This window comes from Natrinema salsiterrestre, from assembly GCF_029502005.1.
Taxonomy (GTDB): Archaea; Halobacteriota; Halobacteria; order Halobacteriales; family Natrialbaceae; genus Natrinema; species Natrinema salsiterrestre.
Window position 1 is genome coordinate 142,865 of the sequence record NZ_JAMQOT010000003.1, and the last position, 23,131, is coordinate 165,995.

The following is a 23,131-nucleotide window of genomic DNA, read 5'->3' on the forward strand; positions in this document are numbered from 1 at the left end:
GCACCGCGAGGTTTTTGCGCCATCCGGCGAACTAGTCCCCGTGCCCGCATTCGATGCAGTCCTCTTCGACCTCGACGGAACGCTGTGCCATCCCGACCGGGATACGGAGGCACTGTACGCCGCCGCGTTCGATCGCGCCGGCGTCGAGCCCTTCGGCAACCCGCGGGCGCTCTGGGCGGCGCTCGAGGGGCCGCCGGATCACGACGACTGGCCCGGTTACATCGGTGCCGGGTTCGCCCGGCTCGCCGCCCGACACGGTCGGACGGACGTCGATCCGATCGCGCTCGCCGAAGCGCTGGAGGCGGGCGTCGACGACGCCGCGGTCTCGCCGGCCGCCGGTGCGGCGCGCGCCCTCGAGAGGGCGGCCGATCTCGGACCGGTCGGGCTCGTCACGAACGGCCCGGAAACACGCCAGCGGGCGAAACTCGAGGCGCTCGACGTCGCACACCGGTTCGACGTCGTCGTCTACGCCGCGGACCTCCCGCGAAAGAAGCCCCACGCAGCGCCGTTCGAGCGCGCGCTCGCCGATCTCGCGGTCCCGCCCGAGAGAGCCCTGTACGTCGGAAATTCGCTCGAGTACGACGTCGCGGGCGCACAGAACGCGGGTCTCCCGGTCGCGTGGCTTCGCGGGCCGGACGGCGACCCCGGACCATACGATCCGGAGTACGCGATCGACTCGCTGGCCGACCTCCCCGATCTTCTGGTCGAGCGGCGATGACCGGCGAGCCGTGGACGGACGCGTTCGACGACGAACTGCGGGCCGGCGCTGCGGCCGCACTCGAGTGCATCGACGACCGACCTCGAACAGTAGAACCGATACGCCGCGGCAATCGAAAGCGAACGGTGGTCATCCGGTTTCGCGAGCACCCCCCGATCGTGGTGCAGGTGTGCGACGAGCCGGCGCGGTTGCGAACCGAAGCGACGCTTCTGACCGAGATCGCGGAGCGAACCGACGTTCCGGTCCCGCCCGTGCTGGCATTCGGTCGCCACGACGACGTCGCGTCTCTGCTCACGGAGTACGTTCCGGGTGACGATCTCCACGAGCGCTTTCGCGAACTGACACCGGAGACGAGACGGTCGGTCGTCGAGTCGTTCGGTTCCTCTCTCGCCCGGCTCCACGAGGCCTTCCGGTTCGCCGCCTGCGGCGCGCTCGTTCCGGCGGGCGACACGCTCACTCCCGAGGGAGCGGCGTGGGATGCGTGGTTCGGCGACTATGCGAAACGGGCTGTCGGACGACTACCGCGGTCCTTCGACCCGATTCGAACCGAGTTGCGGGAACTGGTCGCTGACCGCCCGCGGAAATCCGCGCCCCCGACGCGGCTCTACCCGTGGGATCTCCGGCCCGGAAACGCGCTCGTCGCTGACGGCAACGTGACTGCACTGGTAGACTGGGAGGCACCGCTGGCCGCCCCGGCGCCGCTGTCCGTCGCGAAAGCCGAGTACCTCGCGGCGGACTGGTACGTTTCGGACCCGGCTCCCCTCAGAGACGCCTTTCGGGCCGGCTACGCGGGAATCAGACCGTACCCGACCGTGTCGGATGCAGAGCGCGCGGCCGCGATCGCCGACAGCGCCGTCGATTCGAGCGGCGACGTGACCAACCCGCGGTATCCGGAGCTCGCGGTCGACGAGTCGATCGCGTTCCACCGGCGGGCGCTCGAGGAGTGTCTCTAGAGAAGGTGAGCGTCCCATCTATGACCGAACGACGACGTGACACCACGGAGCGGATCCCTACCGGTGTTTCTGATACCGGTCGACCAGGAGGTCGATTCCGAACGCGCCGGCCGTGATCTCGTAGGTCGTCACCAGCCGCGGGTTGAACTTCGCCTTGTATCGGTTGATGCTGGGCACGCCGGCCCCGACGAGATCGTACTCGTCGGCACCCTCGCTGAGCCCGTCGCGCATGACGTGCCAGTCCAGCAGGTCGTTGATCGCGACGTCGACGTCGGCGTCCGGTTTGACGCCCCCCTGCCAGCGGTAGCGCGTCCGGTCGGACTCGACGACCAGAATGCCCCCGAGGAACTCGCCGTCGACGCGACAGACGTAGGGGCGAATCGCACCGTCGGGAAGCGTTTCGTAGAGCGACTGCGCGAAGTCAGCACTCAGACCGAACGGCTGGCCCTGGCTCTCGTAGCGTTCTCTGACCCGTTCGACGATGCGGCCGACGTCGTCGGCGTCGCCTTCTTCGATCGCGTACCGGTCGTCGTCCGCGTTCCGGATGTTGCTCCGCGCGTCGCTACTGAACCCGTCCAGTAGCTCGTCTTCGCTCCCGTCGAGATCGACGACGTAAGTGTAGCCGGGTTCGATGTCGTACCCGTTCCAGACGAACGGCCGGACGTCGGCGAACTCGCCCGTGACGAATTTGCTGTACAACGGCGATATTTCCTCGTCGATCCACCCGAGACAGCCCTCGAGGAAGCGTTTGATCCGGCGATCGGCCTTGCGCTGTTTGAGTTTGTCGACGTTCAGGAGCGCGGGCCCGAGGTACGCCGTCCACGAGTGGGGGGCGGGAGAGAAGGCCCCGGTGACGGGACCCCTTGCGTACTCGAAGACGGGGAAGACGCCGACCGGCTCCTGTCCCTTGAACCCGGCGAGCAGGTGCGGTGTCGATCCGGTGTCTTCCGCCTGCAATTCGAGCGCTTCGGCGCGGAAAAACGGGTTCGTCCCGTCGGAGCGGTCGACGTAACGGTTCCACTCGTCCGCGTCGGATCGCGGGTCACAGACGCGTATCTCGACGCTCATAGATACCCCAGTTCGGACAGGCGTTCTTCGACGGCCCTGTCGTCGGTCGTCCGACGGGGGGCCGGATCGTACGCCGGGTACGGTCGCACCGCACTCCCCTCGATGATCGGAAGCGGGTCGCCGTCCATCGCCGCGTCGACCGGGACGTCGAAGAGCGAACAGATCGTCGGCGCGATATCGAAGATCGTCGCCCCCTCGAGCGAGGCGGACTCGCCGAACGCCGAACCGGCGGCCGCGACGACGCCGGTTCGCTTGTGATTCCACGACTCCATCGGCTCGCCGAACTGCCCTCTCCCGAGGTCGGCGGAGATTGCGGTGTCGAATCCGCGCGGAACCGTCACGACGTCGGGTGCCGCCTCGACGTGTGGCCCGTGGAAGTAGGTCTCTCTCGGCTCGACGGCGTCGAACATCGGCTCCCCGTCGGGGGTTCGAACCGCCGACAGCGATTCGATGAGCTCCCTGCGGACGTCATCGTACGCCGATTCGGGAACCCGACCGTTCGGCTCGCGCCCGACGAGATTGATCCGGACGCCGAGTTCGCTCTTCGAGCGGACGTACGCCTTCGACTCGGGGAAATCGACCTGCTCGCTCGCCGCCCGGATCGCGTCGTTGGGCACCCGCGTGCCGATCGCTTCCTTGAGCCCGACTCGGTCGAGCGCGCTCGCGACGCGCTGGGTCGTGAGTCCGACGGTCGCCGCCGCGTTCATGGCCCGCTCGAGCGGCGTCGGTTCGCGATCGCCGGCCTCGGATCCCTCGAGCAGGTCGTTCTCCCACGTCCTCGACCAGTCGGGCATTCCGTCGCCGCCGCTCCGGCCCCTCACGTAGCCGCGGTCCCGGAGGAACTCGTTGACCCGGAACTCGGAACCGGTCACTCGTCCCATGCCGTGGTCGCTGACGACCAGCACGTTCTCGGGGTCGGTTCGCTCGAGCGTCTCCGCGAGCTGTCGATCGACCTCGCGATAGACCGCTTCGATCGCTCGTTTGTCGCCGGGCCGCTCGTGAAACACGGAGTCGGTCTGCTGGAACTGGAGGAAGCCGAAGTCGGGGTCGAACCGCCGGGCGAGGTATCGAAACGCCTTCCCTCGGAGTTCGATCGCGCGCTCGTACCCCTCGATCGAGCGGTCCGGGTACGGCCCGCTCTGCGGGTAGAGCCAGTACTCCCCGCCACACGCAAGCCTGACGTCTTCGAGGATCCCCGCCGGGTGGCAGTCCGGATCCTCGGGGGCGGTCAGTCCCGGAATCAACGCGCCGTCGAACGGCCGAGCGGGATGGGTCACGGGAACGTTGACGACGACACTCGAGACCCCGTGATCGCTCAACAGTTCCCAGATCGGCCGCGCCCTGACGTGGGTCGCGTTGACGACGTCCCAATCGTAGCCGTCGAAGGAGAGGAAGTCGTAGACGCCGTGTTTGCCCGGATTTTGTCCGGTGTACAGCGACGGCCAGGCGCTCGCGGTCCACGGCGGTATCTGGGACTCGAGGGCCCCCGACGTTCCGCCCTCGAAGAGTCCCCGGAGGGTCGGAAGGTCGCCCGACTCGAACAGGGGTTCGAGTACCGGTCGACAGCCGGCGTCCAACCCGACGACGAGCAGACGAAGGTCCTCTCCGTCCGTCGAACCTGCCATAGCGGGGATATCCGTTCGCCGGTGCTTTGTTATGTGACGTGCTGGGGTGGTGTAGGCTCGTACTGGTGATTGTACGGTCGGAATACCAGTTCAGACGCCGAGACTGTCGACTGCGGCCGAGACGAGTAAGTAGCTCTTGTCCCTGCGTCCCCGGCCTGTATCGACCCTATCACTAAGGTCGCGGTCAGTACTGTATTACGTCGATGATTCGCTCTACTGGTGCCCCGACGCACCGTTTCTCCATATGATCCGCGCAACTCCTTCGGTGTTCGACGCGTCGCGTTCGAAATCAGGGGAGGGAATCGGCTCGTTCGTCGAGCGACACGCTCCGGACAGCACGTACACGTACTACGGCTCGGGCAAAATCGCGCTCCGCGACGGTCTCGCCGGCCTCGTCGACCCCGGTGAGAACGTCCTCGTACCGGCGTATCTCTCGCCCGCGGTCGTCGAACCGTTCCACGAACTCGGCCTCGAGTCCCGGTTCTACGCCATCGAGGAGACGTTCGAACCGGATTTCGCCGACCTCGAGGCGCGGATCGACGACGACACCGTCGCCGTCATGTCGGTCAACTACTTCGGCTTCCCGCAGCCGGGGCTCGAGCGGATCGCCGCGCTGACCGACGAGCACGACTGTTACCACATCGACGACAACGCGCACGCCCCGATCAGCGTCCACGACGGGACGCTGCTGGGGACCCACGGCGATTTCGGTGTCACGACCCTGCGAAAACTGCTTCCGGTTCCCGACGGAGCGGTGCTGTATCGTACCAGCGACGAGGTTCGGGCACAGTTCGAACCGTCGCCGTTGGCCGGCAGGTCGGACCAGGTGGGGACCGCGGACTGCCAGTTCGTGGCGACGTCAGTCGCGAGGAGGCTCCTCGAAACAGCTCCGTCGCTTCAACGGTCGGTCGACGCCGTCCTCTCCGATGAAGCCGATCCGTCGTCGGTGGACCCTCGAAGCCGGTACGATGACGCCAAGATACCCATGTCGAGGGTTTCGGGGGCCGTCGCCAGCGTCGCCGATCCGGATCCGATACGGGCTGCCCGCCGCGAGAACTTCCGCACCTGGCAGCGGGTACTGGACGGACGCGACGACGTAACCCCGCTCTACGACGCCCTTCCCGAGGGCATCAGTCCCTACGAGTTTGCGGTCCGGGCCAGTGACCAGACAGCGTTCCTCGAGGAACTGAACGACGTCGGCGTCGTGGGCGCTCACTCCTGGCCGATCCTCCGTCGGTCCGTTCGCGAAGACGAGACCTACGAAACGTCGATCCGACTCGCGAACGAACTCGTCGCGCTCCCCGTCCACCAGGGGATCGACCCGTCGACGATAACTGCGGTGGGCGATCGACTCCGGCGGTGACCCCGACCGCGTGCTCGCGACTGTCGGTACGTCGGAATCCAGCTACTCGGTGTTCGCGGTCGCCGCCTCCGGCAACTCTTCGAGGACGTCGTCGCACAGCTCGTAGGTCCGTTCCCCCGACCGCTCGAGCAACCCTTCCGTCCGAAGTTCCGAGACCAGACTCTGGACCGCGACTCGCGACCGATCCACTTCCGCGGCGATCGCCGTCGTCTCGAGGGGCCCGTTTCGCGCGAACGCGCCGAGAATCTCCTCGGCCGTGTCGGTCGAACACTGCGATCCCTCGCAGGCCCGCGTCACTCGATCGCTGATCCAGGGGACGTCGAGCAACTCCGACAGTTCGCGTTTCTCGTCCGCGACGACGAACTCCCGTTCCTCGTCCCCGTCCGGGTCCGAGTCCGACTCCGCGTCGGACTCCTCCGGGCCGGGAGTGTACCCGTACTCGTGGTCCTCGCCGCCGGCGTGAACGATCGACGAGCCCTCGTCGTCCGGACTCTCCTCGGTAGCCGTGTCCTCGGTATCGGTACCGTCCGCCCCGTAGCTCTCCTCGTGGCTGAGGTCGCGGACCACGCTCCGCAACTCCCTGTTTTCGCTCCGGAGGCGATCGATCTCGTCCGCTCGCGTCGCCAGTTCGGTCTCGAGTTCCGCGATCCGATCCTCGCGTGTCCCGAGCGTCTCCTGCAGCTCGTCGCGCTCGCTCTCGAGGTCGGTGACCTCCTCGTGAAGCCGGCGCAGATCACCGTCAGTTCCCGGAAGCTCCGACTGGATGGTGTCCGTGTTCTGCAGGGCGTCGGCCATCTGCCTGGCCGCGCTCGAGACGTCCCGCGCGGAGGAGAGCTCGTCTTCGAGCGTCTCGATCCGTTTCTCCTTCTTCTCGAGTTCGCTCTCGAGTTCGTTGATCCGGTCCTGTTCGCGGTCCTTGCGCTCGGAGATCTCCTGGAGGTCGCCCACCAGCGCGTCCGAGACGGACTTGAGCTCGGGCCGTTCGAAGTCGTCGAGGCCGGGCGTCGCGCCGGCGTCGAACGTTCGCTTCCGTCGGAACTGGACCTTCCGGACGTCGATCTCGGTCCAGTCGGTCTGGACGAACGCCTGCCCGTCGTCGAGATCGGACACGAGCTCTTTGTACTCGGTGTCGATGATCCGACCGACGACCTTCGTGTCGTTGTCCCAGGTCAGCCGGTGCCAGACGAGCCAGTTCGCCTGCGTGATGAAGTCCTTCTTGACGTCGGCCGGGCGCTGGCTGATGCCGACGATACCCAGCCCGTGTTTGCGGCCGCGCTTGCTGATCTTGATCAGCAGGTTCCCGGTCTCGCCGACGCCGCCGCCCTCCGGGATGTACTCGTGGACCTCCTCGACGACCAGCAAGAAGGGCTTCTTGAGCTTCTTCTCCTTGACGAACAGGTTGCGGGCGACCTCCCTGAGCAGTTCGTCGGCCACGTCCTCGTCGAGGTAGCCCGAGACGTCGAGGATGACGGGGACGTTCTCCTCGAGCGCGAGCGTGGCCATCTGCTCGGCGTGTTCCGGCCCGATCTGGATGTCACACTCCTCGTCGGCCCCGGCGTGGAGCATCTCGTACTCCTCTTTCAGCCCGTAGTACTCCCCGTCGGTGTCGACGATCAGGAGAGGATAGCCGGCCTCGAGCAGCTCTTCGGCGATGACCGACGCAGTGTTCGACTTCCCCGATCCGGACTTGCCGGTGACGAACCCGCGACCCGTGAGCAGTTCGACCACGGGTAACTTCAGATCCACACCGTCGGCCGTCTCGCCGACGAGGATCTGGCGCTGCTGGGCGCCGTCGCTCACCGACGTCCCACCCCGATCGTGCGCGACTCGTTCATACTATCAGTACAGTCCGAACACGTGACCTTCAATATTGGCTTCGTCACGACCGGTGAGTCGACGGCCATGCCGGTCACGCGTCGGCGGTACTGTCGGTTCGATCTCCGCGAGCACTGATCTCCCGTTCCCGACTCGCTCGCGGAGACGGGACGGGTCATGTTATGTGTGAACATACGCTGAAAAGGATTATATTACTGTCGTCTGATGCTCTAATCGTTCGCCGACCGATGATCCCATCCATCCCACCGATCCGCATCCCTGACCAGCGTCCGTCAGGGACGCGGATCGCAACGGCCGACCCCGGAGACGACTACGGGGACGGAACCGGGCACGGCGGGGGTGGACGGAATCCGAGCCGGTCATCGCGGCCGGGATCGGTCGGAATCGGCTCCGTCCGCGCCGCGTAGACCGGTGCTCGGCCGGAGCCGACCGGATCTGGTTTTCGGGACGCGTCTCCTCCGTCTGCCAGGCGAGTTCGGCGGTCGGTCGGCACGGGTTACGACGGCGCGGGGATCGCTTTCCCCCGTGGTGTACTGGGCAACACGCGGGCACCGGGCTCGAGCGTCGAGTTCGACTCTCGACGGGGGAGTATGAACCGACCAGCGAACCCAGTCGTGGCGACGCTGACCGTGCGCGTCCCCCTCGGCGCGACGGGCAGCCTCGCCGACGGCGCAGCTCGAATCGTGAACCGAATCGATGCCGTCGATGCGATCGCAGATCCTGACGTCCGGCGGGTTTCGCCCGGACTCAACGACACGCGCGTCGAACTCCGGATCCGCGTCGAGCTCGAGCCGGCCGCGGACGGCGATCTCGACGCGATTGCGAGACGGGAACTCGAGGCCGGCGTCGGCGTCGAAACCGTCGAGTGCGTCGAACCGGACCCGCCACCGAGAGCAGATGCCGGCAGCCCCTGAACCGATTTCAGCGGCTCCTTTCGTCCTCGCGATCGACCGTCTGCTCGCGGATCGTCATGCCCTTTCGACCGAGATGCTGGAGCTGCTTCCGGGCGAAGTCCTCCTCGCGCGTGCCCCGCGTCGCGAGGACGTAGACGAGCGCACCGCCGGCGGGCCGCATCGTGCGCCCGGCGCGCTGGGTCCCCTGTCGGCGCGAGCCCCCGAGACCGGAGGCGACGATGGCGAGATCGGCCGTCGGCAGGTCGATCCCTTCGTCGCCGACTCGCGAGATGAGCAGCAGATCCCGTTCGTTCCGCCGGAATTCGTCGAGCAGTCGCCGCCGCTCGTGGTGTGGCGTCTCGCCGCTGAGGAAGGGCACGTCGAGGGCCTCCGAGAGTTCGCGGCCCTGCTCGAGGTAGTCGACGAAGACGAGCGCCTTCGAGTCGGGGTGGGCCGACAGCAGGTAGCGGACCTCGTCGACCTTCCCGCGATTCCGCGCGGCGATCCGGTACTTCTCCTGCCCGTCGGCCGAGCCGTAGGCGTTCGCTTGCTCGTCGTCGCCCCACGGCACGTACCGGATCTCGAGTTCGGGTTCGGCGACGTGGCCCGCGTCGAACAGCGCCTCCCAGTCGGTGCCGATCGGCGGGCCGACGAGGGTGAAGATCTCCGTCTGGCGGTCGTCCTCCCGAATGGGCGACGCTGACAGGCCGAGTCGATGCTTCGACTGCAGGTGCGTACTGCGCCGATAGACGTCCGAGGGGACGTGTTGACATTCGTCGAAGATCACCAGCCCCCACTCGCGGTCGTCGAACAGCGAGCGGTGGCGGTCCATCCCCGCGATCTGGTAGGTGGCGATCGTCACCGGCCGCACTTCCTTCCGGCCCCCGTGGTACTGGCCGATCTGGTGGGGCTCGAGCGAGGTGTACTCCACGATGGTGTCGGCCCACTGCTGTGCGAGGTCGCGACTCGGGACGAGGACGAGGGTCTCGCCGTCGACGTGGGCCATCGCGCCCATCGCGGCCACCGTCTTGCCGCTCCCCGGCGGGCCGACGAAGACGCCCTCGCCGGCCTCCGCGAACCGATCGACCCAGGTCCGCTGGTAGTCCCGCAGTCGAACCTCGAGATCGATCGGCAGCTCCTCGCCGGACTCGAGTTCGCGGTGATCCTGCACCGGATAGCCGGCCTCGTAGAGGATCCGCTTGATCGCGGCCTCTGAGCCCTCCTGCACCCAGTCTTCGGTCTCGGAGATCGGCGCGTGGACGTGTTCCTCGTCGAGTTTCTGCCGGGCGACGTTCCCCATGATCTCGGGGCTCTGGGCCTCGAGCACGGTGTAGCCGTCCTCGTGGGTCACGAGCCGGAACTGGTGGGCGCGATCCCACTGGCTCTCGACCCAGTCCTCGAGGTCCTCGGAGCGCTGGCCGAGCGCTTGCCGCATCGTTCGCGCGAGGTCGTCGAAGGAATCGTGTGGCGTCCCCCAGACGTCCTCCGGGCGGACGACGTAGCGGTAGCCCTGCTCGCCGTTCGCATCGGCGAGGTGAGCGAACTGGGAGAGCTGTGCGCGGGTGAACTGGTCGGGTCGGTCGACGATAATCTCCCGTCGCTTCGGGAAGACGACCACCCGCTCGCGGTCGGTCAGATCCTCGAGTTCGCTCGGATACCAGACCACCGGATCCGTCGAGACGGCGTGGCGCTCGAGGTCACCGTTTTCGGCGAGCGCCTCGAGCCGGTCGGCGGCTTGTTCCTGTGAAATCTCGAGTGCACGCGAGACGGCCGCAGCGGTGAGGACCGGCCGTCCTTCCTGCTGGCTGGCGTCGTGGAAATCGGCGATCGTGAACTCGTCGTCGGGGTCGTTCTCCTCGCCCGTGTCGTTCTCGTCGCCGGCGACGGCCGGCTCCGCACCGCCCGACGCCTCGGACTCGCTTCGCTCGTCGTCGGTCGGCTCCGAAGAACGTTCGTCGGTCACTGGCGACTCGTAACGGCGGTGCGTGTAAACCGATTTCGTTCGGCGGCCTCCGGCTGCTCTCTCGCGAGGCGAGTGCGTCCTCCGTTCCCGGATAGCTATATTTGACTGCACGACATCGAGTCCCAGTATGTACCGCGCGATCCTCCCCGAAGGACAGATCGAGTGCGAACGATACGACCGGACCGAGAACGGCGTCGAACTCTACGGCGACGAGGACGCGTTCATCGCGTTCGTCCCCTACGACAACCTTCACGCGCTTGCCGACGAGGCCCTCTACACCGGGGGCAGCGGCGAGGACGAGCGGTCGATCATGTAGTCGGCTGCTGGTCGATCGCCTCGAGCTGCTCGCGATACCGGTTTCGGACGGTGACGACGGTCGTCTGGGCGGTGTCGGCGACCGCTCGCTGCGGGATGGTCTCGTCGCAGAGGAGGCCGGCGGCGTAGATGGCCGCGGCGGCGAACCCGGTCGGTGACTTGCCCGAGTGGAGTCCCTTCTCGGTCGTCCGATCGATGATCTCGATGGCCTTGGTCTCGACGTCCTTGTCGACGTCCAGTTCCGAGCAAAAGCGCGGCACGAACTGTCGGGGATTCGTCGGCTCGAGATTGATGTCCAGTTCGTCAGCGATATAGCGATACGTCCGCCCGATCTCCCGCTGGTCGACCCGTGAAACGGACGTTACTTCCTCGAGGCTGCGGGGAATGCCCTCTTTCCGACACGCCGTATAGAGCGCGCTGGTCGCGACGCCCTCGATCGAGCGGCCGCGGATGAGGTCCTGCTCGAGCGCCTGCCGGTAAATGACGCTTGCGGTCTCCTTGACCGGCTTGGGCACGCCCAACGCGCTGACCATCCGGTCGATCTCCGAGAGGGCGTACTTGAGGTTGCGTTCGCCCGCGTTTTTCGTGCGGATTCGTTCCTGCCAGACGCGGAGCCGATGGAGCTGGCCGTGTTTGTCCGCCGACATCGAGTGGCCGTTGGCGTCCTTGTTCCGCCAGTCGATGGTGGTCGTTAACCCGCGGTCGTGCATCGACTGGGTCAGCGGCGCACCGACGCGGGAGAGCTCGTCGTGTTCCTGTGCGTTGAACGCCCGCCACTCCGGTCCGTAATCGATGGGATCTTCGGTGAGGACGAGCCCACACTCCTTACAGACTTGCTCACCGCGGTCCGGATCGTGGACGATCGTGTCGGTCTCGCAGTCGGGACACAATCCGGTCTCGACCTCCTCGGACTGTGATTCGCTGCTGTGTTGATCGATGATAGACCGCGTCATCACTACCGGAGGAAACCCGGCCGGCACTGTAAGGGGCTCACATGGTTTCGCGGGAAACAGCGACTTACTGCACTGCCGGCTGTCAGTCACTGCGACGATCCGCCGCATCGATGGCGGGGAATCACGTGACCAGTTCCGAGCGACGGAACGCAGTCCCAGACGAGTCCGACGTCGCCGGCGAAAGAGAGAACGGAAGGCAGACGATACGACCGCCATCCGCCCCGAGCGATCGGTGTGCCGGTCGCGTCGAGACCGTGTCCCATCGGTCCAGTTCGGGTGAAGCGACCGCCGTCCGGTCGCTTCGACCCAGTGTGTGCAACGCACACATGGCACATGAAACGTGGCGCTCGTTTCGTCGAATAGCCGACGTAAATGTCCGATTCACGGTGTAAATCCGTTGTTCGCACGTGAACTGTTGGTTGACTTTATATTGGTCGCTTCGGACCTTTGGAATCAGCGCCGTGTTGGTAACCAGCCCTCCACCCCGCGCCAGCGTTCGGTCTTCATCCGGTGATATCACCCGTACGAGGTCGATATTCGGGCGCAATCACCGAGTACCGACCGGCGTCCGCGGGAGCCGAAACCGCCCGTCGCGACGGTTCTCGAGCGTCGCGATACTCCCCTCGAGAAGTCGCCGCGTACCCCCTTTGCAGACGGTGCGAAACGTGGCCGTGTTTAAGAGTATCTCTGTTGGTGTACAACCTGGTGTGTCAAACGTGATCCCGACTCGCCGTTCGAACGTACAGCGGTCACCGTCAAGCCGACGCTTCGGTGACGTCGAGCACCGTGCCCAGGGGGCGTCGTGCTCGAATGGAACCGATACGACAGGAGGGTCGTCATAATGTCCTCGATCGATACGTCCTTGCCCGACGAAATCGCATCCGTCGCGGACGCCGACGGAGACGAACGCCTTTCGAAGGACGTCATTTTCGAACTTTTGAAAAACAGACGCCGACGCGAGGTTCTCGCATACCTGCTGGAAGCCGACGAAACGGTGACGCTCGGTGAACTCGCGGAACAGATCGCCGCGTGGGAAAACGAGACCGAGGTAGAGGCGCTCAGCTCCGATCAGCGCAAGCGCGTCTACGTCGCCCTCTATCAGACCCACTTGCCGAAGATGGACGACGCCGGAATCGTCGAGTACGATCAGGATCGCGGGCTGATCTCGCTGGCCGATAACGCCGACCTGTTGATGATGTACCTCGATACGGACACGCATCGACAGGACCGGTGGGACCGGTGGTACGCCGGTCTCAGCGTGATCGGCGCTGCCTTTCTCGGCGCGGCAGTTCTCGGCGTTCCTGTGGTGTCATCCCTCCCGCTGATCGCCCTCGCCGGCGTCGTCGTCGGTGCCTTTTTTTGTCTCTCAGTCACCCACGTCGTCCGAAACCGGTCCCGCGAACGCAACGTCGACGGCAAACTGTCCCGTATCGAGTAACCCGCCAATCGCGACGGTGCAATCGTGTGGCGACCGGACCCCGATAGTACTGTCCCCCTGTCGTCCGTTCGTGCGGCGGTCGCTGCCCGTTGTCGATCTCTGAAGCAGCGATTCGATCACTTACGCGCACGCCGAGTACGGTCACCGTCGCCTGATCCCCGCTATCCGATCGCCTCGCCGTCTCCTCGCGGACTGCAAAGAAGCTTTTTAGCGTCCGCTTACGTAGAGTCGAACGGCTCCCGACGACCGTCATCCACTACCGGAACAGTCGCGTGCCAGCAGCTGTTCTCGGCGCGGGAGCCGTTTCCTCGATCAGTCCCATTACTCCACCCGCGGCGTCCACGCCCGCCTCGAGTCGCGACTCCCTCGAGGAGGACACCGGTCCGGAAGCCGCTAGTCACGTCTCGTCGCCCGTCGACGCGCGGATCCGTCGGGACGGATGGGCGTTACTCTCAGTAACCGGTATCGTATACGGACAGTACGCCGAGAGAGAGTTATCCACGGTGAAGTAACCGGATTAAAACTAATGACGGGTGAGGTGACGGTCCCCACATGGTCGTGCGAACCGCAGTTGTCGGCGCAGGAACGGTTTCACGGGCGCACCTCGCCGGTGCCCGGAACAATCCCGACATGGAACTGGTCGCGGTCTGTGATATCGACGCGGAACTGGCCAGGGAACGGGCACGGGAGTTCGGGACGATGGCCGTGACGGACTTCACCGATCTCCTCGACGAACTCGACTGTCTCCACGTTTGTACGCCGGTACAGACGCACTTCGACATCGCTCGGCAGGCGATCGAAGCCGGCGTCGCCGTCATCATCGAGAAGCCGGCGACCGTCACCGTCGAGGAGGCCGAGGAGCTCATCGCCCTCTCGCGGGAACACGAAACGCCGGCGACGGTCATTCACAATCACCTGTTCTATCCGGCGCCCCGCAAGGCCCGCGAGCTGATCGACGCCGGCGAACTCGGGCAGATCAGGTCCGTGAACGTCCTCTACGCGGGACTGACGCCCCCGGATCAGGTCAACCGCGGCTCGTGGGTGTTCGAGCTCCCCGGCGGCGAGTTCGAAGAGGGGCTCCCCCATCCGATCTACTCTATTCTCGGCGTCGGCGGCTGGCCTGAACGCGGCGACGATATCTCCGCACAGACCGTCCTCTCGACGGACTACGAGGAGGACTTCGAGTACGATCAGGCACAGGCACAGTACGTCTCCGAGGCGGGCGCGCTCTGTAACGTGACGATGATTTCGGGGACGCTGCCACAGCGCCTCCACGTGATTACCGGGACCGAAAAGTCCCTGATCGTCGACGAGATCAACCAGTCGCTCTACGAAGTCGACGAGGACTACACCTCGTCTGTCCTCGCCCGGTCGAAGAAGAGCCTCGACGTGTCGCTGGCGCAGGTCACCAGTACGCTCGAGAACGCGAAATCCGTCGCGACGTCCCGGTTCGACGACAGCTGGGAGGCGGAAACCGAGACGAACTCCCACTGTGCGATCTTCGACGGGTTCGTCGACGCGATCGAGGGCGACGCCGACGTGCCGGTCCCGCTCGAGCAGTCGAAATGGACGATCCGTATTATGGAAGCGATTCGGGAGTCCGCTCGCCCGCAGGAGGGAGCCGACCTGCCGGACGTGGCGGACGCGGGAGAACCGTCGGAGACGCGAGACGACGAGTCGTCGGTCTCCGCCGACCTCTAATCGGGCTCGATAGCGCCACTCACTGCTACCGATGTCTCTCTCACACCGTATCGTCCGCGGAGTCACGGCCACGTTCGGTGCGCAGCTGCTCCGACTCGGGGCACAGGGGGCCATCATCCTGTTGCTCACGCGGGTGTTCCTCTCACCCGACGACTACGGGCTCATCTTCCTCGCCATCTCCGTCTTCTCGATCGCAACGCTGTTCGGAACCCTCGGGATCCCGAAATCGATGGCGAAATTCGTCACCGAGTACCGGGAGACCGACGAGTCCCAGATCCCGCACATCGTCCGTTCGTCGATCGCGTTCAACGCAGTCACCGTCACCGTCGTCTGCCTTCTCTTCGTCCGCTTTCGCGACCCGATCGCCGCCGCGTACGGCGAACCCCGGTTGGAGCCGTTGCTCGCGCTCGGGGTCGTCTACATCGTCGTCAAGGTGGCGCAGGGCTACCTGCTGATCGCGTTCCAGGGCTTCGGGAGAGTCACCCTGACCGCGGCCACCAGTACGGTCTCGAGCGTCGGCCGACTCGGGTTCATCGTCCTCTTCGTGATCGCCGGCTTCGGTGCCTACGGCGCGCTGGCCGGCTTCGTCGTGGGCTATCTCCTGTCCGTCGTCGTCGGCGGCGTCCTCCTCTATCGGATCGTGTCGTCGTATCCGACCGCCGACTCGAGCGAACCCGGCCTGTCGACGCGAATCGCCAGGTACAGCCTCCCCCTAACCGCATCACAGGGTGCGAACGTCCTGTACAAGCGCGTCGACACGCTGATGGTCGGCTTCTTCCTGACGCCGGTCGCGGTCGGCTTCTACGAACTCGCCAAACAGGTCTCGACGTTCGTGATCGCGCCCGCCGACTCGCTGGGCTTCACGCTCGCACCGACGTTCGGCGAACGCAAATCCGACGAACGGCTCGATCGAGCCGCTCGGGTGTACGAACAATCGCTCGAGTACGTCCTGCTCGTCTACCTGCCGGCGATGGCTGGGATCGTGCTCCTGGCCGACCCGGGAATTCGATTCGTCTTCGGGGACGCATACGCCGGTGCTGCGCCCGTCTTGCAGGTGTTCAGCGTCTTCGTCCTGTTTCAGGCGATCGACAAGATCACCAACGACAGCCTCGATTATCTGGGGCGGGCGACGGAGCGGGCGATCGGCAAAGGGGTCACCGGCGCGTTGAATTTCGGACTGAACCTCGTCCTGATTCCGTCGATCGGGGTCGTCGGCGCGGCGACGTCGACGGCCCTCTGTTACGGGCTCATGGTCTGTTACAACGTGTTCCTCATCGATCGGGAACTCGACCTCCACTGGCGCAGTCTCGCGACGTCGATCGCGGCCGCCGCCGGCGTGACCGTCGCGATGACCGCTGCCGTCGTCGCGTTGCAGCCGTTCGTCACCGGGCCGGCCACCTTGCTCGCCGTGGTTGCTGCCGGCGTAACGGTGTGGGCAGCGCTGTCCGTCGCGAGCGGTCTCGTCGACATCTCCGAGATCGGGACGCGCGTCTAGCGCCTCGGTGGCTGCCGGACCAGGGACCAGTCATCCGTCCGACGCGCGTTCGGTTCGGCAACTCGTTTGACGACTCGGAGCCGGGACGGACTATTTCGATTCTGCCGTCACGGCTCTGCATTGTTCGTCTTTCGTTTCTCGCGATGAGTTGCCGATCCGAACCGTCCTCGTGTTCGATCCGCTTCGGGCACTGCGCTCTCTCTCTCTCGCGTCGAGCGCTGGTCCTCCCGTTCCGTTGAAACGTATCGTCACGGAGAGGGTCCGAATTCCCGGCCGGAACAGCGGTAATACGGTATTACCCAGTCGCCGCCTAGCAGTTCCAGTATAAAACATACGTATTAAAATGCTATAAAATAATGGAATATATTGGCTAAAGCTCTGAAAGTCTGTTTATTTTATACAGAATTAAGGGGAAAGTTTATGGGCGCATGCTGGTATTACCCGACCGCATGGCACGCGACAATTCGGTAGCGGATGACGACTCTTCATCGGGTAGCGGCCCCGAAAGCGGTGATAATAGCGGTAATAACGAATTACTCGATCGACGCTCGTACCTGAAACTGACGGGTGCGGCGTCCGTCGTCGGTGGCGGGTTGGCGACGGGAAGTGCGACCGCCGCCGCCGAGGAGTACGAAGTTATCGAAGCCTCCAACGAGTGGTACACTATCGACGACGGCGAGGTCTTCGAGAACAAGATTATCGACTTCTCCAACGGGAACTGGTTCGGACTCTACGCTCGAGAGTCGACGAACTGGACGATCCGGAACGTCGGGTTCGTCGGAACTCACCGCTACGACAATCACGCGATCGCGGTGGCCGACGTCGGCGGCAATACGTCGACGATCGAGAACGTCTACATGGGCGACGGTTGTATACGCCCGAGCAGTTACAGTTCACACGGGCAGTGTGGGATCTGGGTCGCGCCGGAGCACAACGGCCACATCGACATTCGAAACTGTAACGTTCAGGACTGGCCGAACAACGGGATCTACGCGTCCGCACCCGGTTACAACGGGAGCGGCGGGACCGTCCACATCGACAGTTGCTACGCGGCGAACAACTACGTCTCGAGTTTCCGGCTGAGCTCCGACGGGTCGAAGTGTACGAACTCCGTCGCGTACAACGATAGCAACGGCCGATACAACGGGCGATGTTTCTGGGGCTGGAACCCGGGACGGATGGTCGTCTCCGGCTGTGATTTCAGCTCCGGGTCCTACAACGACGCGATCCACCTCGGTCGAAACGGTGAGACGACGCGGGTCACGATCGAAGACACGCGCTTCGACGGGATCAGCCAGCGCGGAGACGTTCGGCTCTCACGCGAGGGCGGGCTCGGATCGGATCCCGACCTCTCGATGCCCGAGGGCGTGCCGACGTCCGCGGAAGAGGCCGCGAGCGGCGGATCGTCGCCGTCTCCCTCAAGTAACGACTCGGACGAAGAGACCGGCGATTCGTCGCTCGCGAACACGATCGTCTTCGACGGGAACGGCACGACCGACACCACGAGCTACGAATTCGTGGTCAGCGATGCGGTCGAGCCGAGCACCGACGAGAACGCGACGATCGACGAGGCGGCGACGGTCGACGGCACCACTGCGAGCGGCACCGTCGCCGACTACCTCGACGCGTTCCGTTTCGACGGCCAGATCGAGCGCCTGTCGGTCGACGGCAACGCGACCGTCCGGGTCAACGGCGTCGAGATCGACCCCGCCGACATCGACGACGTCCTGGGTAACGTCGTCCTGATCGACGGGAGTTCCGAGGACGTCACCCGCTACGAATTCACCGTCAGCGGCGAGGCCGAACGAAGCGGCTACGACGGCGCCTCGATCGACGACGAGGATGCCATCGAGGACGGCACCGTCTACGGGACCGTCGCCGACTGGAAGGACGCGTTCCGCTACAGCGGCGACATCGAACAACTGACCGTCGACGGCCCGGGAACCGTCTCCGTGAACGGCGAGCAGGTCGATCCGTCCGACTTCGGTGCCGACCTCCCGCACGTTCTCGCGGTACGGGGCCCTGGAAAACCGGTCGGCTTCGAGATCACGGTGGACGGCGACATCGAACTCGCAGGGAACGAGGACCCGGAAGACGAGGCGACGACGATCTCGGGGTCGACGGTACAGAGCACCGTCACCGACGACAGTCTTCGCTTCCGATTCTCCGGAACGGTGACCGACGTGTCGCTGACTAACGGGACGCCCACGATCACGGTCGACGACGAGGAGATCGACCTCGAGGAATACGGCGACCCCGAACTCTTCCCTCACGCGGTCGTCTTCGACGGGACCGAAACGTCCGAGCCGAGCACGTATTCGTTCCGCGTCGACGGCAGGGTCATCCAGGCTCAGTACCGCGACGCGTCGGTAAACGATGACGACGTCGTCGAGGACACGACGGTTCGCGGCGGCGTCGGCAACTGGCTCGACGCCTACTGGTTCGACGGCGACATCGAGGACTTCACCATCCTCGGCGACGCGACGGTCGACGTGCAGTACAACGCGCGGGAGCAGTAGATTGGGTTAGCCGAGCGCCGTCTCGCCTCCGGTTTGCCGAAGTCAGACTCTTTCTCCCGGTTCCCGGCGCTCGAGAACTTGGTACGTCACGTTTCTCGACCGAACTCGTTCGTTTCAGCCCAGTTCACGCGGCGGTCGTCGTCGCTTTCCTCGGAGAGAGTCGTCGACCGGCTGCGGAGACAGTTCCGTGAGTCGCGTCTGCGGTGATACTTCGCACAGGGTAACGGAGCCCTCCCGCTCGAGCCACCGGAGTGAGCTCGCGCTCGTGGGGACCACCCGATCGATACCGGTCCTCTCGGGGATCGATGGCACTTCGTCCCGTCTTCCCCGCCGACTGCACCGGTCTCTGGAAGTCGACTATCCGCGCTCGCACCGGATACCGATCACGAAGCGCAGCAGCCTGCGACGCCATCTCCGGACGCGAACGGAAACACCGTGCGCTGGCTCGTCAACTCCGCCTTTGATATCCGGTGGCCCGGCGCTATCGGTATCGAAGCGGGTTCTCACGGTGTCCGTCGGTTGCCGTAGCTGGCCGATCGAACGCTGAGAAAAAACCGCAAACGCGTACGATGGTGGATGGAGGAATCCGATCGCCCGATGGCAGATCGCGTCAGCGGGGCGTCGGAGGGTCTGCGTGGGCGGTGCGTCGGACGGCCTGCGTCAGCGGGGAGTCGTTCAGGGTCGGCTCAGTTCTGGGAGCCGGATGCCGCTTCTTCGGGGCTCGTCGGCACGCCCTCGGGGATGACTGCTTCGGGATCGGTGCCGACGCCGTCGCCGAGCTGGACGCTCGAGCCGGCCGCTTCGGAGATCCCGGCCTGCTCGTCGTAATCGGAGTCCGTGACGGTGACCTCCGTCGGGTTCCCGTTCGCACCGGCGACGATGGCGTTGTTCTGCCCGTTCATCTCGATCTGGCAGCCCTCGACCTCGACCGTGCCGGGTGCCCACGCCCAGATACCGCGGCCGACGTAGCCCTCGCTACCGTCGACGTAGACGCTGGAGTTCGTCACCTTGCTCCCTTCGGTGCCCAGTCGGAAGTGGGAGACGTAACAGTTCGCGGCGAAGCTGCTGTCGATGTGGATCGTCCCGCCGCCGCTGTTCCCGGGGGCGGAGCCGTAGATCGCGTTGTCCGCGAAGTTCTGGATGTTGACGTTCTTGAAGTCGATGTGTCCGTTATGGTCCGGCGCGACCCAGAACGCGGTCTGGCCGTGCCCGTTCGGATTCCCGTTCCCGTCGCTCGAGCCGTCACCGAGGTAGACGTTTTCGACGGTGCAGGTGCCGCCGCTCGTATCGGAGACGCCGAACGTCGCGCTACCGGTTCCGGACGTGTTTTCGCCCTTGAAGCCGATGTTTCGGATCGTCCAGTCGCTGCTGTGAGCGGTGACGACGATGTCCTGCCCGGTCGTCATGTCGATGAGCTTGTTCTCCCAGGTCTCACCGGCGCCGATGGTGATCGTCTGACCCTGGGCCTCGATGACCTCGTAGTCGTCCTGTGCCGCAGCGGTGCCGGCGCCACCGATCGCGGTCGCCGCGGTCGCCACCGCGGCGAGCGAGCGAACGTAGTTGCGGCGGGTTAATTCGCTGTTACGGCCTGCAGTCGGAGTAGATTCCGTCTCGGACGTACGGGAGTTCTGCGCCATACACTTGCGTAACTCCGCCTTACACTCATAAACTTTTTCTTGCCCTTATGGCTTAAATTTACAGAATATTTTTCTAACACTGGTTATTGAGCCACAATCTACCGATAGAATGTCACGAAATTACGAACGAATTCGTGACGAATTCCGATCCCGTAATCGCGTCTTTGCCGCGGAAATCGGATATTGATGCCTCGAGAGACCGTGCACGAGGCTCTGATCAGCGATCGGTGAGAACGGCAGTGATCCGGGAGGACCGACCGTTCCGACGCCGCAGTTACGTATTTCCGGGCCCGTAATCAGCTATTACCCGGGGTTTCACCGGATCTCATCGTTGCTCGGCCGGTCCACGAGAGTGGTTTTCACGGGCAGATCCTCGAGCGGAACGGGGAGACAGAGTCTGTTCGTCGGCCCGTGCTCACACGCGTGCGCACGAAACTGAGTCTGCTGCTTCCTCGAGCGGAGTGGAAGACTGTCGCTTCCGGCGTCCCGGTGGGTTGGCCGAAGGAACCGCCGGACAGCGCGTCAGCACCATCGGTAGCGCGAGTCAGCGTGCGACTAGCGATTCGCGTCGCTACGACTCGCTGCTGATAGCGTACATCTCGAACTCGTCGTTCGAAATCACCTTATTCGCGCTCGGGTCGGTGTCGAGTCCCTCGTATGCGGCCTCGCGGTAGTTGAGTTCGTCGTAGACGTCGAACTCCTTCGTCCTGTCCCACTCCGTGACGGTGAGGTAGTACTCGTCGGTGGGGTAGGCCCCGCTATAGTTGCCCGCCGAGAACACGCTGGCGTTGACGGTTCCGGTCGTTGCCGACCCGCCACCGATATTGCCACCGCCGCCGGGGATCCCGTTGATTCCGTGGTCGTATCGGTAGGGATCGTACCCCATGCCCGCGTAGGGAACGTCCTCGGCACCGTGATCCAGACCGTCCTCGTACCCGCTCATCATTTCGGGAGTCACGTGCTGGCTCGGATTGTAGATCAGCGGCGACGTGAACACGGTCATCAGTCCGAGCACCAGACAGGCGCCGAGTACCAGCGCCGTGACCGCGTTCGCGCCGGGCCTCGTGACCACGCGCGAGAGGCCGCCCGCGAGCTGTGCCAGCGCGACACCGGCGAGTATCGTCAGGACCACGTAGATGAATCCGACCTGTCGGAACGCCATCGTCGGCGTCCCGACGAAGTACACCGCGAACATGGCGCCGAGCGGAACGAGCGCGAGCGCGAGGTAGTTGACGAACGATCTGGTCTCGGCGTCGAGGCTCGAGCGACCGAGCCAGACGGCCAGCACGAACAGCCCCGCGACCAGGCCGACGATCGCCGCGTCGAGGAACATCTTCACGAAGAGCTCGGTGAGGCTCCCGCCGATATCGGTCAGCGACGTTCCCCGCTGGGCGACTTCGGTCCCGGCACCGATGTCCTGTGCGAGCAGCCCGGAGACGAGTCCGGCCGCGGCGCTTCGGAACCGTTCGTTGCTCAGCGCCCAGAGGCCGAACAGCGCGCCCAGCCCGATCGTGTGGACGTACGTCGTCGGGTGCTCGAGCATCGGATGGTCGTCGAACCGCCAGCGGGCGAGGAACTGCACGCCGCTGATTGCGCCGACGAGGATGACGACGTTGAACATCTGTTGTGGATGGACCAGCAAGAGCGCGAGACCGGTCAGGAAGACGAGAACGCTGAACGGGGAGAGTCCGAGCGGGAGTCGGTCCCGAGTCGACCGCCGTCGGAGGTAGGCGACGAACGCGAAGACCACGGCGGGAACGAGAAAGAGCGCGTTCGAGTTGGTGTGGACGCCCATGAACGTCGCGATGTTGTTGACCGGCAACACCATCCAGGAGGTGATCGCGGCGAGGCCGACGGCCGATTCACCGGCCCCCATCGCGCGAACGGCGAGCGGGACGAAGACGACGAACGGGACGAAGAGAACGACCATGCCGATCAACAACCCGCGCTCGATCGAGACGCCGCCGACGAAGTGAAGCACCGTCGCGATGGTGTGCAGTCCGGGATAGAACAGCTCGTGGGGAGGGGTCCCGCCGGACACGATGTCCCGGGTCCAGCCCAGATGCGTCATCGCGTCGCCCATCCCAGCGAAGTGGTAGTTTCGGATCACGGGGAGGCTCACGATCGCGATCACCGTCGTCGCACCGAGCCCGATGCCGAGTCCCTGCCGTCGGCCGCGACAGGTAAGCGTCGCCGCGACCGCGATCGCGAGCGAGAGTGCGAACAGGGCCCACGTGACCGTCGGTGATCCGGTATAGACCGACGACTCGTAGGCAGTTGCCGGGTTCGCTCTCGCCGCGAGAACGCCCAGTGCGATCGCGAGAAAGCCGAACGTGAGCGTCGCGTCGAGCGTCGATCGTCTCATGCCGTCTCACCGCCTTCGACCGAACCACTCTCGAAACGCATGTGTTGCCCGACCCGTCGTCACTGCCGCGGTTTGTTATCCGTCTCCTACCTTCGAGAACAGCAGTACGCGTCGATAACGGGATCGTGAACCGCAGTATCGGACAATCACGGGCCCTGTCACCCGTCCCACACGAACGGGCGGGGTCTCCCCAGTCACGAGCGACCGACCGCTGCAACCGTCGACACGCTGTACGGTGTTCCTATCGACTCCGGACGGTCGGCTACGGGTCGACTTCTCGAGCGCTGCC

Annotated in this window: 16 protein-coding genes; 9 read left to right on the forward strand and 7 right to left on the reverse strand. The window is 65.0% G+C overall.

Going from position 1 to position 23,131, the window contains the following annotated elements; genetic code table 11:
* Positions 1-40 precede the first annotated feature (40 nt).
* Positions 41-718: an HAD family hydrolase gene (locus NDI89_RS10255; RefSeq protein WP_277521473.1), complete on the forward strand. Its 678-nt coding sequence runs from the start codon at positions 41-43 to the stop codon at positions 716-718.
* Positions 715-1,671, forward strand: coding sequence for a phosphotransferase family protein (locus NDI89_RS10260; RefSeq protein ID WP_277521474.1), 957 nt, complete (start codon positions 715-717; stop codon positions 1,669-1,671). Before NDI89_RS10255 ends, NDI89_RS10260 begins: the two co-directional genes overlap by 4 nt.
* A 57-nt stretch (positions 1,672-1,728) precedes the next feature.
* Here NDI89_RS10260 and NDI89_RS10265 read toward each other — a convergent pair whose 3' ends face one another.
* A complete protein-coding gene (locus NDI89_RS10265; RefSeq protein ID WP_277521475.1) occupies positions 1,729-2,739 on the reverse strand; it encodes a lipid II:glycine glycyltransferase FemX in 1,011 nt (336 codons plus the stop codon).
* Positions 2,736-4,364: an alkaline phosphatase family protein gene (locus NDI89_RS10270; protein ID WP_277521476.1), complete on the reverse strand. Its 1,629-nt coding sequence runs from the start codon at positions 4,362-4,364 to the stop codon at positions 2,736-2,738. Before NDI89_RS10270 ends, NDI89_RS10265 begins: the two co-directional genes overlap by 4 nt.
* Before the next feature lie 244 nt (positions 4,365-4,608).
* Here NDI89_RS10270 and NDI89_RS10275 point away from each other — a divergent pair, with 244 nt between their 5' ends.
* Complete coding sequence (locus tag NDI89_RS10275) at positions 4,609-5,727, forward strand: aminotransferase class I/II-fold pyridoxal phosphate-dependent enzyme (RefSeq protein ID WP_277521477.1); 1,119 nt, start codon at positions 4,609-4,611, stop codon at positions 5,725-5,727.
* Between the two features lie 42 nt (positions 5,728-5,769).
* Here NDI89_RS10275 and NDI89_RS10280 read toward each other — a convergent pair whose 3' ends face one another.
* Positions 5,770-7,527, reverse strand: a complete 1,758-nt coding sequence (locus NDI89_RS10280) for an ATP-binding protein (RefSeq protein WP_277521478.1) — start codon at positions 7,525-7,527, stop codon at positions 5,770-5,772.
* A gap of 626 nt (positions 7,528-8,153) precedes the next feature.
* Between NDI89_RS10280 and NDI89_RS10285 the strand changes: the two genes are divergently transcribed.
* Complete coding sequence (locus NDI89_RS10285) at positions 8,154-8,477, forward strand: hypothetical protein (RefSeq protein WP_277521479.1); 324 nt, start codon at positions 8,154-8,156, stop codon at positions 8,475-8,477.
* Positions 8,478-8,484: 7 nt separating this feature from the next.
* On the opposite strand, the gene NDI89_RS10290 is transcribed toward NDI89_RS10285, so the two are convergent.
* A complete protein-coding gene (locus tag NDI89_RS10290; protein ID WP_277521480.1) occupies positions 8,485-10,419 on the reverse strand; it encodes a DEAD/DEAH box helicase in 1,935 nt (644 codons plus the stop codon).
* 127 nt (positions 10,420-10,546) lie between these two features.
* Here NDI89_RS10290 and NDI89_RS10295 point away from each other — a divergent pair, with 127 nt between their 5' ends.
* Positions 10,547-10,735: a hypothetical protein gene (locus NDI89_RS10295; protein ID WP_277521481.1), complete on the forward strand. Its 189-nt coding sequence runs from the start codon at positions 10,547-10,549 to the stop codon at positions 10,733-10,735.
* Here NDI89_RS10295 and NDI89_RS10300 read toward each other — a convergent pair.
* Positions 10,728-11,687 (reverse strand): transcription initiation factor IIB, encoded by a 960-nt coding sequence (locus tag NDI89_RS10300; RefSeq protein ID WP_277521482.1) that lies wholly within the window; start codon positions 11,685-11,687, stop codon positions 10,728-10,730. The genes NDI89_RS10295 and NDI89_RS10300 overlap by 8 nt on opposite strands.
* An 841-nt stretch (positions 11,688-12,528) precedes the next feature.
* On the opposite strand from NDI89_RS10300, the gene NDI89_RS10305 reads away from it, so the two are divergent.
* From NDI89_RS10305 to NDI89_RS10320, 4 genes are all read left to right on the forward strand, one after another.
* Complete coding sequence (locus tag NDI89_RS10305; protein ID WP_277521483.1) at positions 12,529-13,125, forward strand: DUF7344 domain-containing protein; 597 nt, start codon at positions 12,529-12,531, stop codon at positions 13,123-13,125.
* A 552-nt stretch (positions 13,126-13,677) separates the two neighbouring features.
* Positions 13,678-14,826, forward strand: a complete 1,149-nt coding sequence (locus tag NDI89_RS10310) for a Gfo/Idh/MocA family protein (protein ID WP_277521484.1) — start codon at positions 13,678-13,680, stop codon at positions 14,824-14,826.
* 31 nt (positions 14,827-14,857) lie between these two features.
* Positions 14,858-16,321, forward strand: a complete 1,464-nt coding sequence (locus NDI89_RS10315) for a flippase (RefSeq protein ID WP_277521485.1) — start codon at positions 14,858-14,860, stop codon at positions 16,319-16,321.
* 449 nt (positions 16,322-16,770) lie between these two features.
* Positions 16,771-18,840 (forward strand): right-handed parallel beta-helix repeat-containing protein, encoded by a 2,070-nt coding sequence (locus NDI89_RS10320; protein WP_277521486.1) that lies wholly within the window; start codon positions 16,771-16,773, stop codon positions 18,838-18,840.
* Between the two features lie 686 nt (positions 18,841-19,526).
* Here the strand turns inward: NDI89_RS10320 and NDI89_RS10325 are convergent.
* Entirely contained in the window at positions 19,527-20,477 is a 951-nt protein-coding gene (locus NDI89_RS10325; RefSeq protein WP_277521487.1) for a hypothetical protein, read from the reverse strand.
* Positions 20,478-21,048: 571 nt separating this feature from the next.
* Positions 21,049-22,842, reverse strand: a complete 1,794-nt coding sequence (locus tag NDI89_RS10330) for a hypothetical protein (RefSeq protein WP_277521488.1) — start codon at positions 22,840-22,842, stop codon at positions 21,049-21,051.
* Positions 22,843-23,131: the final 289 nt, after the last annotated feature.